Origin of the sequence: Paenibacillus darwinianus (genome assembly GCF_000598065.1) — a bacterium.
Classification (GTDB): domain Bacteria; phylum Bacillota; class Bacilli; order Paenibacillales; family Paenibacillaceae; genus Paenibacillus_I; species Paenibacillus_I darwinianus.
On sequence record NZ_KK082213.1, the window covers coordinates 2,083 to 14,956 of the forward strand.

10 protein-coding genes are annotated in these 12,874 nt (G+C 58.9%); 1 reads left to right on the forward strand and 9 read right to left on the reverse strand.

Features of this window, described 5'->3' with window-relative positions:
- From BG52_RS16225 to BG52_RS13995, 7 genes are all read right to left on the reverse strand, one after another.
- Positions 1-1,061: hypothetical protein (locus tag BG52_RS16225; RefSeq protein WP_190287550.1), on the reverse strand; the 1,061-nt coding region annotated here is incomplete at its 3' end.
- A gap of 25 nt (positions 1,062-1,086) precedes the next feature.
- Positions 1,087-3,096, reverse strand: a complete 2,010-nt coding sequence (locus tag BG52_RS13970; protein WP_036584941.1) for a hypothetical protein — start codon at positions 3,094-3,096, stop codon at positions 1,087-1,089.
- A 14-nt stretch (positions 3,097-3,110) separates the two neighbouring features.
- Positions 3,111-4,739 (reverse strand): hypothetical protein, encoded by a 1,629-nt coding sequence (locus tag BG52_RS13975; protein WP_036584944.1) that lies wholly within the window; start codon positions 4,737-4,739, stop codon positions 3,111-3,113.
- Between the two features lie 4 nt (positions 4,740-4,743).
- Positions 4,744-4,905: a hypothetical protein gene (locus tag BG52_RS16230; protein WP_190287551.1), complete on the reverse strand. Its 162-nt coding sequence runs from the start codon at positions 4,903-4,905 to the stop codon at positions 4,744-4,746.
- A 1,037-nt stretch (positions 4,906-5,942) separates the two neighbouring features.
- On the reverse strand, positions 5,943-7,718 hold the full coding sequence (gene pelF, locus BG52_RS13985; RefSeq protein WP_051587658.1) for a GT4 family glycosyltransferase PelF: 1,776 nt from the start codon (positions 7,716-7,718) through the stop codon (positions 5,943-5,945).
- Between the two features lie 145 nt (positions 7,719-7,863).
- The gene (locus BG52_RS13990; RefSeq protein ID WP_036581695.1) at positions 7,864-9,294 is read right to left on the reverse strand and encodes a GMC oxidoreductase; all 1,431 of its coding nucleotides are present in this window, start codon (positions 9,292-9,294) and stop codon (positions 7,864-7,866) included.
- Between the two features lie 93 nt (positions 9,295-9,387).
- Positions 9,388-10,314, reverse strand: a complete 927-nt coding sequence (locus BG52_RS13995) for an NAD-dependent epimerase/dehydratase family protein (RefSeq protein ID WP_036581693.1) — start codon at positions 10,312-10,314, stop codon at positions 9,388-9,390.
- 92 nt (positions 10,315-10,406) lie between these two features.
- Between BG52_RS13995 and BG52_RS14000 the strand changes: the two genes are divergently transcribed.
- Entirely contained in the window at positions 10,407-11,189 is a 783-nt protein-coding gene (locus tag BG52_RS14000) for a glycoside hydrolase family 191 protein (RefSeq protein WP_051587659.1), read from the forward strand.
- Here the strand turns inward: BG52_RS14000 and BG52_RS14005 are convergent.
- Positions 11,174-12,118, reverse strand: coding sequence for an NAD-dependent epimerase/dehydratase family protein (locus tag BG52_RS14005; protein WP_051587660.1), 945 nt, complete (start codon positions 12,116-12,118; stop codon positions 11,174-11,176). The genes BG52_RS14000 and BG52_RS14005 overlap by 16 nt on opposite strands.
- 149 nt (positions 12,119-12,267) lie before the next feature.
- Positions 12,268-12,874, reverse strand: a 607-nt coding sequence (locus tag BG52_RS16235; RefSeq protein ID WP_036667525.1) for a nitroreductase family protein, incomplete at its 5' end; no start/stop codon positions are given.

Sequence of the window (12,874 nt, forward strand, 5' to 3'; positions counted from 1 at the left end):
CCAACAGAGATGAAAATATCGCCCGCCACGAACAGATACAGGGACGCGCTGACCAGCCCTTTGCGCTTCCACAGACCCGGCAGATGCGCAAGCCCGATGACGATTATCGCAATGGCATGGGAGATGGCGGTGAAAGGATGGATCAGCACGGTAAGCAGCAGACACTCCGCGGCGAGCAGCAGATGGTTTTTTTGGCCATGGCGGCAGTACAGCGTCCAGAATGCGATGCCCGGCAGGAAAAAGATCATGGCGTACTCCATCGGCAGCGCCGACAGCTGACGCCATACCATCGTCGGAAGCAGATCGATTGTCCCGTAAGCGAATACCGCCGCAAAGACGCCATACAGATTCGAGCCGAACTTGCGCACCGCATAGGCGACCGACAGCACAATCAGCAGGCCGCCTATCGCGCCAATGAACCGGAAGATGTTGTACACGTCAAGCATGAAAAACCGGCTCAAGCCCGCGAGCAAGGTCTGGTAGCCGTAAGCATAGACCCCGTCGACGAACAGCGTGTTTTTCAGCACGGATTTCGTCCATTTCAAATGCACGTACGCATCGGAAGCGCCGAAATAATAATGCGTCAGCGCATGACGGAACCGGACGTAAGCGGCGCCTGCCAGAGCGAGCAGTATCGCCGTCAGTGCAATCGGATTACTTTTGATAGGGCGGACGATCGAAGCGGCGCGAAGGCGCAGCGCTTTGATAACGCCGGCACGCGGCTGCACCAGGTTCCGCTTGAAGCCTGCCCGGCTGTCCGCCAAGTCGTAGATGGCAGTCAGCAGGCTGGTCCAGGCTCCGCCGGTCGAGCCGGTCGAGCGGGTCAACCGCCGTCGCACCAGAACGAGCGCCGCGAGCATACTGACACCGATCATCGACAAGGTCTCCAGCAGCTTCACCGACGCCAGCAGGTAAACGGTCAAACTCACGAAAACCGATGAGTGAATGAGCGGAATGAACAGCCTGTCCAGCAGCGTGTCATCGCCTTCGTCGAAACGGATGAACAGGGAGGGCAGGACGACGAACAGCAGCAGAAAGGAGAGCATTACTTGTGCAAGCATGATAACAGACATCCAATCCATCAGGCTACCGCCCCTCCCCACCGCTGTTCCATATCCGGTCCATCATCTCTTCGCGCGTAACCGGCCGGTTAATGTGATAAATGCGCAGGTTGGCGTCCTCGTAAAAAATGTCGATGCCGCCGTTCGCCTGCTTGTAGGCTGCGATCCACTCGCGAAGCCGGTCCATCTCCAGCTCGCGACGTTCGTATTCGGGTTCTTCCAGCCGATAGATGGCGTTGTCGCGCGGCACGCGGAATACGTTCTTCTCCTCGTAGATGAACACGTCATTGGAAATATTGCGGTCGTAGCTCATCGCGCCGTACCTGGTTAAAAATTTGAATCTCGGATCGTAGTTGTCGAGCAAATACGTGATGTATTGGTGATGGCCTTTGCCCTGCACCATCGCGTAACCCTCCCTCTGGGAGAAAACGTTCCATGTTTTCGGACGGTACAGCTGGGAGATCCGCAAATATTGCTGCACGCCGCTCTCCCATTCCATTTTGTAAGGGACGATCGGCTCCAGCGGATATCGGATGCCTACTGTTACAAGCGATGCGGCCAACAGAAGCGGCGCGGCGAACCGCTGAAAGCGGAGCTTGATCGACGGCGCGAAAAGGACGGCCCAGCCCATGCCTGCGGCCAGCGGCAGAGCGAGGCTCCACAGCTCGCCGGAACGGCTCAGCAGCACGACATTGGTTGTTAGCAGCGGACCGAAGAAATGAAGCACAAACGTGCTCCCCGTCATGAGAAAACCGAACATGAACACAGTCCGCCATTGCTTGTCCCGCCAGCCGGCAAGCCCGCCGGCCAGCATCAGGCCGATCGCCGCCAAGCCTGCATAGTCGATAGGCCACATCTCCGGCAAAGGCCATTCGCCGCTTTTGCTGGAGCTTGCCGCATAGGCGGTTGCCGCGGACTGGAACTTTTTCCCCAGCAACAGTCCGACGCCCGCCGGTATGACGGAAACGACCGTCGCCGCCAAGCCGCTTCCGGCCACCCACAGCGTTTGCGGGAAGCGCGAGCGAATGCCGGAAAGCCAGTGCGCGGCGGTCAATGCGACGATTCCGAAGCCTAAATAAGCAAACACCAGCGTATGAACCAGTCCGATCGCCGTTAAACCCGCAGCGCCCGGCCACAGCCAGCGGCGGTTCCCGGTTGACAAATAGCGATGGTAGAAATACAGCGACGGAAACAGAAAGGTCATCGCGAATTCCTGGGAGTTCGTGGCCGCCTGACGCTCCCAGCCGTTGCCGATCATAAATCCCAGCCAGCCATAGACCGCAGCGGCGGCCACGCCGGCCAGCCGGTTGCCCGTCAGCCTCGACACGATGAAATGGAAACCGAGCAGCGTCACCATTGAATTGAGCGGCCCCGTATATTTCAGAATGTAGAGCGCATCGATCGCGGCGAATTTATACAGCGTCGCCAAATAAATGTGAAAGCCTTGCGGATAGATGCCGCCCTCGAACAGCAGCCGTTGGTCGATATATTTCATCCACAGCAGTGTCACGTTGCCGTCGGACATGCCCGGAGCGGCGAACATGAACGGGTCGTAAAAGCGGACGTAGCCCGCGCCTGCAAGCACCGCAACCAGCAGCGCAGTTTCCGCGAACGAGCCCTTCATCAGCATGCGCTGGCGCCATTCCTTGCGTACCTCGCGCCATTGCCCGGCAACCCATTGGAGGGCAATCTCGCGCAGCGAGTACTTTTTATCGAAATAGTCGAAAAACAATGTCGCAAGCGCCGTCAACTTCTCCATGCGGTGCTCCCGCGAATAGCGGGTCAGCCAGCGGTAGGCGGCCCACAGCGAGAGGATCGCGGCGATAGTCAGCAATTCGTACAACTTGGTGATAACCAGCAAATAGCCGAGCGTGATGAGGGCCGGCACCATCCGCAAATAGTTCGCCGCCGCCCGCTCGGTCGCATCGCCGTCGACGCGCGGAAACAGCACCTTCGGCCAGAGCCACAGAAGCAAACCGAAAGCCAATATATAGCGCAGTCCCTGCTCTAAATGATTGGCGAAGCTGGCGTACACGATGTCCCTCCGTTCTAAGACGCGGCGTAAAGATAGAAATCCAAATGGCGAAACACTTTGCGGACGCTGCGGGTCGACAGGATCATGAACAGAACCGAGCCGAGCAGGAGGCCCACCGCCGCATATTCATATCCGAACCAGCGGCTCATCAGGAAGCCGGTGACGACATTGACGAGAAAAGACGGCCAAATATCGCGCAGCACCAGAAAAGGCTGGGAAAGCGAGAACAGGATAACCGCGTTCATTAGCGCCACAGACAAAAACACGTATGCGGCAAGCGCCAGCAGAAACACCAGGTGCGTCAGCCCGATTCCTCCATCCGGGCCGGCCGCAAAAAGCGTCCTGCCGAGCGGAATTTGCAGGAAATTCAGCAGCGCATAGAGCGAATAATAGAGCCCTGCCGCGCTGGCGGCCGCAATCCCGCCGATCACGAGCAGACGGCGGTAATAGAGCCGCTCGAACGTCCGGTTCATTTTGTCCGTCTCATCGCCCCAGTAGCTTTTTTGACTGACCTCGATGTCCATCATGAGCTTGGTCAGCACGACCTCGGCGATGCCCATCGGCACGATCAGGACAAGCAGGGCGAAGTCGAGGCCAAGCTCATACTCGCCTCGGAACCAGATCAGGTACGGCATCGTATATTCGTTGTTCGTCGACCAGGCCATGACTCGGTCCGCGTAGAGCAGCGCGAAATACAGCAGGCCGTAAATGAAATAAGGCATCGTGGAGTAGAGCGTGACGGACATTTTGGGCAGCTGCGGCTGGATGCCTCTCTCCGCCCTCTTCTCGGCCCGCTTGAACAGCCAGACGACGGACAGAATGCTGACGATCGACACCAACGACAACGAAACAAGCTGCGCGAACATAATATTGATGCCGAGCAGCTTAAACAGCACGTAAACGACGCCGACGCCGAAAATGATGAGTCCGGTAAACAGCAGTTCCTTCTTCAGAATATACATGACGGTAACGGAAAGCCAGATCGTGTTCAAGAAAAAGAAATACAGAATGATGATCGCCACCATCCGGAAGGGGAACATCTGAATGATCATGTTGAGCATAAAAAATCCGGCGGACAACAGTACGCAGACGATGAAGCCGAGGCCGATAAAGCGAAACGTGACGCGCCTCGCCATATTGTAGTAGCCCTGGATCATATAGAAAAACCCTCTTCGCGCGATCGCCTGGGTGAACCCGCCGACCGTCACGAAGCTGAATATGGTGCCGATCGCAATCGCAGTCGCCAGCTCGACGGACAAGTTCTCGTAAGACCAGAGCGAAAATTTCAGCGTCAGCATGGAAAACACCGATACCGCCATCGGAAAAGCAAAAATGACGCCGCGCAGAAAAGTTCTGATCAACTGCGTGAACAGCTGCCAAAAGGTCATGGCCTCGGCCTTGGCAAACGGCGAGTACAGCACCCTCGACCGGCTTCGGTGCCATAAGTCCGAGGCAAGCTCGAAGACGTCCTCGAAGCCGAACGTCCGGGAAACCCTGCTGTCGTTCCAGCCCAGCGATTCCAGAATGGCGGCGATTTCGTACTGGTCCTCCGGCTGCTTGCGCCGTTCAAGCACCTCATCGAGCAGCCGGTCAAGGCGCTCGATGTTGTCCGTTTCGGAACCCGTTATGGTTAAGGATGCCAAGGGCTTATTCCCCCAATCCTTGGATGACCATATGGACGATCAGCTCGGCCAGCTTGCCTTCGCGATCGGCGGCGTCCATGACCGTCTCGGTGATCGGCTGCCCTTTGCCGACGATGAGCCGGCCGGAGCGGTCGGTCAAATCCTCGCCGGCGATTTTCCCGACCATGTACCGCCTGCGCAGATGTCTGATCTCCTCGCGTACCGCCGGGCTCCCGGCTTCCGTTGGCACCTCCGCCGGAAGCCCGGCAGGCGAAGCCTGCGGCGGGGTCGCAGCCGCAGGCGCGGCNNNGCAGGCGCGAGCCCCGCCTGGCGCTCGAGCTGCTCCGCGGAGACGTGCCGTTCCTGCAGGGCCGGCTGTGGATGCGGCACGTCCGTGCTTCTGCGCCGCGGATGAGCCGAGACATCGCCGATGACGGCCGGCAGCGCGGCCGCAGCGGCAATCTGTTCGTAAACGGTACGCTCAATTATTTGCTCCATATAGTCGTCCGCATCGTCCCAGAAGCCGCGGCCGATCGCCTTCGGCTTGGCCTCGGACGGCTGAGAAATCGCTGCGCGGATCGGGAAATTCAACACGTTGGAGGATACAGCGGCCGCTTCCGCTGAAGCCGCCTGCTCTAACGGCGCGGTCGAGAAATCGCCAGTTTCTGCTTCTGCCGCAGGCACTTCCATAACGGCGGACGCCGTTTGTTGCACCGCTGCCAGCCGTTCCGCGGTTATGGATGCGTCTGCGGTGACCGTCAATCCGCCGGCTTGCTCCGCCCAATGCTTCAGTTCCGCAGAGCACGCTGCATGCCGCTGCAGCAATTCGTCGATCTCGGCGGTTTGCATCCGGATCGTCAGGCGGAGGTCGTGCATAACGGATCGTTTACGGTAGCCGAACAGCACGGGGCTGCGTTTCAGCGATTGCAGCGAACCGGCCGTTTCGCTCCACTCCAGGCGCGCCTCCTGGACAGCCGCTGAACCGCCAGCCGGGCGTTCGGCAGCTGCTGCCGTCCGCTCCTGCCGCTCCGCTGCATATCTGAATCGCGCAATATCAGCTTCCATTTCATTCCTTTCAGAAATCAAAGCGGCCTTGCAGGCCGCGAACCGGCTTTGCAGCAGAGCTTCATATTGCGCAACCTTACCGGTATCCAGTCCAACGAGAGATCGTTTCCAGCGTACAGGCATCCCAGCCAACCTCCTTTCCATAAAAATATATGCGCATCAAGCGGATTGATGCTCCAGCTTAACGAGCAGGGCGAGCGCCTCCTGCTTCTCCAGCGCAGCGAACGCCTTATCGTATTCACCCAGCCGGTTGTAGCACTCGGCCACCTCCATCAGCAGCACCGGAGCGGCCAGGGAATCCGGTTCCTCCATCACGGCCAGCTGGAAGTGACGAATCGCGTCCTTGTACAGACCGTTCGACTGAAAAGTATAGGCGCGCTCGGTGAGGAGCCGCTTCCGCGCCAGACGGGCAGACCGCGACATCGCGGGCGATTGCGCCACCGTGCGGTCGACGCGCTCTTCGATCCCCAGTCCGAGCTTCATATAGCTTTTGAGATGCAATTCAAGCACGCGCTCCAACGTGAAATAGCTTAAAGCCCGCTCCCGGCCTTCCTCGCCAATCGTCCGCCGCAGCTCGCCGTCGCTGAGCAGCTTCACGATGCCTTCGGCCAGCGCATGGTAATCCCGGGGATCGACCAGGACGCCGGCGTCCCCTACCGCCTCGCGAATGCCGCCGACATCGGTGGAAATGCACGGCTTGCCGGTCATCATCGCCTCGACGACCGAATAGGGGAATGCTTCGGAGATGCTGGAGAGCGCAATGACGTCGCCGTTATGGTAGGCGGAAGCCATGTTCGTCACATGCCCGGCGAAATGAATCGTGTCGTTCAGTTCCAGTTTCTCGGCCAGCGCGAGGCATTCCTCATAATAAACGGGCACAGAAACCGACCCGTAGACGATAAATTTGACGTCCGGCACCTTCGCCTTGACAAGCGCCGCCGATTTGACCAGGGTCACAATGTCCTTCAGGGGATCGATCCGCGCAACGGTTACCACCGTCGGGCTTTCCCTGTCAACCGGGGGCGCCTCCTTGAACACATTCTTGTCCACACCGTTATAGATAACCTGAATGCGCTCGCGGGGCACGTCGAACTTCAGCTCCCAGCGCGTGTTGTATTCGCACACCGGTGATACCTGATCGGCATAGGCGTAGTTAAGGCCGGTTACGGAATGGATCAACCGCATCAGAAAAGTATTAAGAAAGGTTGAGTATTCCCGCTTGCCCAGCGATAAGTATTGCTCTCTCAAATAGATGCCGTGCTCGGTCAGCATGAACGGCGTTTTATTCTTCAGCTTGGCCAGCACGCAGGGAATGCCGCAAAAGGCGGCGGCCGACGAGTGGGTGACATGCGCATCGGGAACCGGGGTGTTCAGAATGTTCATGAAACGGTAGACCCAGCCCAGGCTTTGGATCATGCAGTACAGGTCGGGTCTGGCAAGCTTCCCGCCGCCCTCGTTGTAGCGGCGGAATACGATTTTTTTATAGACATCCCAGGCTTCCTCGGTTTTGAAGCTCGACTTGTATTCATAATGTTGAAAATAGAGATGCAGCTCCAGCAGAACGCGCGCGAACCGGTGCGGGTCCTTGTCGGGCGTCATGATCTCTTCGATCATCTCGCTGAACAGCGGAATAAACTGCTCCCTCACGACCTTTTTGGTCGTGCGCTTTTTGGCCAGATAGTTGGCTGAGAACGGGGTCGACAAATGCTCGCTCGGCTCCTCCGTTCCCCACAGCGGCATCTTGATCAGGCCGGTGCTCTCGGGCAGCTGGAATTTCTGGGTCACGAACGGGTCCATGAGGATGCTGTAAATGACGAATTCGACATCTTTCAATTCCTTCACCAGAATGTCGCACCACGTGCTGACGCCGCCTTGGTGAAAAGGGTAGGTCCCCTCCGTTGAAAGCATCACGACCATTTTATCCTTGATCCCCATCACCCTCTTTCCGGTATTTCTATTATAAGAGATTCATAGCACGGTTAAAAGAGTATTATGGTTCTGCAGCCCTATATCCTGTTTCTACCTTCGACAAACGAGCAAGTTTCCTGGCCCTCATTCTGCTGGCGGATTGAACTTTGTGTCAGAGTGCCAGAGACCTCTCCGCGACCCTGTAAGCATTGGCCATAATGGTGAAAGAATGGTTCTGCGCCGGTATGGACGGAAAAACGGCGGAGTCCGTCACGTATATGCCGTCCGTCACGCTGCAACCCGAATCCCGGATGAGCCCGGACCGCCCCATCGGCATCGTCCCGCCGTAATGATAGCTTCCGCCCGGAGCCAGCGGCTCCACAAAATGGCGCAGCACATGGAAGCCGGTTCCCTTCAGCGCTTGAGCAAAGCCATCCACCAGCAGCCGCATCTGCTCTTGCGTGCCGTCCCGATACACGAAGCTTAACCGCTCGCCCCCATCACCGAACGTAAGGGAGCTATCCTTCGAATAATCGCCGTGAAGATAGAAAAGCATCATATAGACGTGTTTCCCCGCCGTGCGCTGGGCTAGCCCGCTTAGCCGCAGACCGGTGCTCCCGAACGCCTTCGACAGCGCGTGGTTCCATAGATACACATTGATCGGGTAAATCTGTATGTGCGCATAACGTTCGATGCCGGCCCCAGGCAGCCGGCCCGCCAGCACATTGATCAGCGCAATATGGCGCCCGAAATCTTCAGCCCTGACGCCGCCCGTGTACACGATCGGCACCTGGTACATCGGATTCTCGCGGATCGGGAACGTGGCGACGCCTAGAGAAGCGGATACGATCCGCGTCGATTCGATACAGCCGGCAGCTACGTATATGCGGTCGAACACATCCGTCCCCCGCTTGCTTCCCGCCGATTCCGGTTCCTCCCAGTCGATCTCCACCCGCCCGGACGCCAGCCGTTTAAAGCGGAGCATCCTTTTGCCCGGAACGTACCGAAGCTTGCCCTCGGCCTCCAGTGCTCCAATCGTCATGTCCGCGCTGTAGATCGAACGGTTATAACAGCCGTAGAAGCAGTGGCCGCAATAGGTGCAGCCGTCCGGCCCGGAATTGGCGACCGCGAGCCGCGGATTGCCCGCGATGAACGAGGTCTCGCCGGACCTGGCGTTAATCGCCTGCTCCAGACGCCGGAACACCTCGGGCCTGTCGAGCGCTCTTTCATTGTAGGCCGTACCGCCGAAATACCCGCTTAACGCGTCGTCCGCGCCGGTCACCCGAATACGGGAGAGCAGCTTGTCGTAGTAAGGGGCGAGCTCGGGCCCGGATATGGGCCAGTCCGCCAAATCCTCCGCGGTGAACGGCAGGAAGCTCGCTCCCCAGAGCTTGCTTAGCCCTCCGTACATATCGCTGCGATAGATCGGATGGGACGAATAGCTGCGCGCGGTATCGCCCATGAACGATTTTGCGGGCACCCATCCTTGGCCTGCCGCCCGGATGCCCTTATGCAGCGACCGGTACACCGGCCTGTCCCACAGCGGTTTGCGGCCCTCCAGTACGGCGGACATGCCTCCCAGCTTCCTGCCGATATCGAACACGACGATGTCGTCCTGCCTGCCGGCCGCCGTCAAGCCCAGACAGGTGCCGGCNGGTGCCGGCGGCCGCCGGTCCCGAGCCGATTACGGCGATTCTCAACGCAATCGCCTCCCTTCGCCACCGAGCGTAAGGGCGATCGTCCGATCCAGCTTGTCGGCCTCCATGCCGAGCACCTGCTTGAGCGGAGCCGTATCCGCCCTTCTGGCGTATTTCAGTCCGTACACGTTGTCCTCCGTCAGCAGCGGCAGCCGCAGCGCCTTCGCAAGCTTCGCCAGCCAGAGGGCTGCGAAATAAGGCACGGTGACACAGCATACGCGCCTGCCCGAGGCGGCGGCCAAGTGATTGACGATCGTCCGCAGGCTCACCGCTTCCGCCGCGCACACATCGATCCGCAGCCCTGACGCTCCGGGAGCGTCAACCGCCGACTCGACGCTCCGGCATAAATCGGTTATCGAGACGGTAGCCAGATTGGCATTCGTGCCGATGACCGGGACAACCGGAAGCTTCTCGACAAACCTGCGCATTTTATGGAAAATGCCGCGCGGCGCCGTGGAAATCACGAGGCCAGGCCTCAGAATCACCGCTTCCATCGCCGATCCGGCCTTCTCCAGCACGACCGTCTCCGCGGCAAGCTTCGTTTGCGCATAGTCGGAAGGATTGCCGGCATTCGCCGACATCGTCGACAGGTATATGAATCGCTTTGCTCCCGCACGCACGGATGCCTCGGCCAAACGGGCCGTGCCTTCCACATTGATTTGACGGCACAAGGCCGAGTCGAACGCGCGCTCGGAGGTAGCCGCCGCACAATGAATGACGGCGTCGAGCCGTTCCGGCAGCCGGAAGCCGCCGTCCCCGGCCATATCGATCGTCACCGTGCGGGCGGGCGCAACCGGCAGGGAGGCGCCGTCGGCCGAACGCCTGACCGCCCCCCAAACCTCATACCCCCGCTCGCGAAAATAGGAGGCCAACGCGCCTCCGATGGCACCGGTCACGCCGGTAATGAACACCCTTTTTGTCTCCATGCCTTACCTCTTCGCCGAAATTCGATTATGATAAGATCGTACCAGACCGTAGCATTCACCGGAACCTTCACTATTTGGAAAGGCGGAGCAGCATGATCCAGCGATTCCCGTTTGCGTTGCGGCGAACGAAGCCGCATTTCGCGACGGTCGGAAATTACACGCTTTATTACGGCTATCCGACCAGGCAGGCGCTCGAACAGTGGAAAGCGCATGACCTCGCCATTATCGAACCTCACGATCTCAGCAGGGAGCAAGCTGCAGCCGTTCGATCGGCCGGCACCCGCCTGGCGGGCTACCTCAGCGTCATGGAGACGCCGCGATGGAACCGCCTCCGGTTCGAGCGGCTGGCAGAAACCGACTATTACTTCGTGTCCGGAGGCGGGAAGCTTCATTTTGCCGAATGGGATTCGTATCTAATGGACCTGTCCAGCGAGCACTATGTCTCGCTGCTGCTGGAGGAAATTTGTCAGCAAATCGTGGAAAAAGGACTGGACGGGATCTTCCTGGACACGGTCGGCGACCTGGAGGAGCATGTCCGCGAACCGGACCGCCAGGCTGCGATGATGCATGGGTACCTAACATTGCTGAGGAGGATCAAAGAACGGCATCCGCAGCTTGGCATCATTCAGAACCGGGGCTTTACAGCCGCCGCAGAGGGTTATCCTTGGTTGGACGGCTTGCTCTGGGAGGACTGGGACGGCAATTGGCGCGGCAACGACTGGATGATCGCCAACGTCCGAAAGGTGCGGCGGCTTCAGCGCCAAGGCCTGCGCATTTTCACCTTATCGGCCGGCGCCGACGACATCCACCAGCGCGAGGCGAACAAGCTCGGCTTCCTCCACCTCGCCAAGCCGAACGGCTACAACGTGGTCTGATTGCGCGCCGTGACGGCCAGTCCGGCACGGTCGCGAACAGTGCTCGCGAGCCCGCTCTCCAGCGTATGAACCGGCCTCCACGCCAGAACGGAGGCCGCAAGCGTATTGTCCAGGCAGCTGTGCTTGATATCCCCGGTCCTTTCCGCTTGGTAGACCGGCTGCGTCCCGCTGCCCGTCAAATCCCGCAGAAACCCGAACAACCGATTGACGCTTGTGCGCTCGCCCGTGCCGATGTTTACGGTGCAGCAGTGCCCCAGGCTTAATGCCTGCAGATTGGCGGCGACGACATCCTTCACATAAATGAAATCCCGGACCTGCTCCCCATCTCCGTAGATGATCGGCGCTTCCCCAGCCAACAGCCGGTCGGCGAAAATCGATACGACGCCGGCTTCGCCTTTGGCGCCTTGCCGCTCCCCATAGACGTTGGCATAGCGTAAAATCGTAAAATCGAGGTTATGTTGCTCCCCATACATGCGGATGTAAGTCTCGGACGTATATTTGGAAATGCCATACCCGGTCAAAGGCCGGATCGGATGATCCTCCCGGATGACCGGCGCGGCCGGCGGTCCATAGACGGCTGCGGACGAGGCGCAGATGATTTTGCGCGTCTTGTGCTCAATGCAGCGTTCCAGTACGTTTAACGTGCCGATAATATTGGTCTCGGCGTCAAACCTCGGCTGGCGCAGGGACATCTGACCGTCGATCTGGGCGGCATGATGAATGACAACTTCAGGCCGGAATACGGCGAATACATCCTCCAGCGCATCATCCAAAATATCGATCGGGTAAAAACGCGCGCGCTTATTGATATTTTCCACGAACCCGGTTGAGAGCTTGTCCACGACGGCAACCGTGTGCCTTTGCTCAATCAGCGCGTCGACGATATGCGAGGCGATAAAGCCAGCGCCCCCTGTAACCAAAATACGCATGCGTTCCCCTCTTTCCCTTAAACGGCCGACTCCCGTTGCACGTACCTTTTGAACTACTCTTGTTATATCATGTTTGTCGTCCATTTTACAGAAAGATTGTTATAAAACGATTAGGCTTTTACGGATTTAAGTAAAAGCCGTTCCCTTCATTATCCGTGCAGCCCCGCCTCCTGCCTGACGCGCGGACGATAGGGACCAACCGCTATTTGGATCAGGCTCGTTTGGCCGAGCACGGGCAGCGAATAGACGGCATCGCACATGGCCGCCTGATAGCCGAGCAGCGGACGGCCTCCGAAGCCGGCGGCCGAGGCCGCCAGCAATAATCGCTGGACCGCGATGCCGGCTTCCATCTGCTGGATACGATATCCTCTGAAGCCAAGCTCCCCGCGAAGGTGATCCGCAGCTCCGGCAAGATGGAAGCAAAGAGGAAGCTGCGACAAATTCACGTTGTCCAGCGTCATCGCCCGCTGCAGACGGTGGCGGTGATCGCCGGCGCTTACCGGGCTCAACCCGTGCGCGGCCGCATCATAGCGGTATGCGCCGGCCGGAACGCCCTCTACATTATAAAAGCAGCCGTACAATACAAGTCGGGGCTCCGGCTCGGCGGCGTTAAGGCTCGGCGGCGACAGATCGTGGTCATAGGCGGGTGCGGACATCGTATCTTTCACTAACGCGGCAAGCTGCTGCCGGCTTACCTGCTTGAGCACAAACTCATGCTCTGGCGAGTAGCGGCTTCGGCATATCGCCGCGAAATCA

What these genes read in the sequence shown, in the direction of transcription:
- BG52_RS16230 (WP_190287551.1), bottom strand. Translation starts at nt 4,905, where the DNA reads ATGGTCGGGAAAATCGCCGGCGAGGATTTGACCGACCGCTCCGGCCGG.
- BG52_RS13995 (WP_036581693.1), bottom strand. Translation starts at nt 10,314, where the DNA reads ATGGAGACAAAAAGGGTGTTCATTACCGGCGTGACCGGTGCCATCGGA.
- pelF (WP_051587658.1), bottom strand. Translation starts at nt 7,718, where the DNA reads ATGGGGATCAAGGATAAAATGGTCGTGATGCTTTCAACGGAGGGGACC.
- BG52_RS14000 (WP_051587659.1), top strand. Translation starts at nt 10,407, where the DNA reads ATGATCCAGCGATTCCCGTTTGCGTTGCGGCGAACGAAGCCGCATTTC.
- BG52_RS14005 (WP_051587660.1), bottom strand. Translation starts at nt 12,118, where the DNA reads ATGCGTATTTTGGTTACAGGGGGCGCTGGCTTTATCGCCTCGCATATC.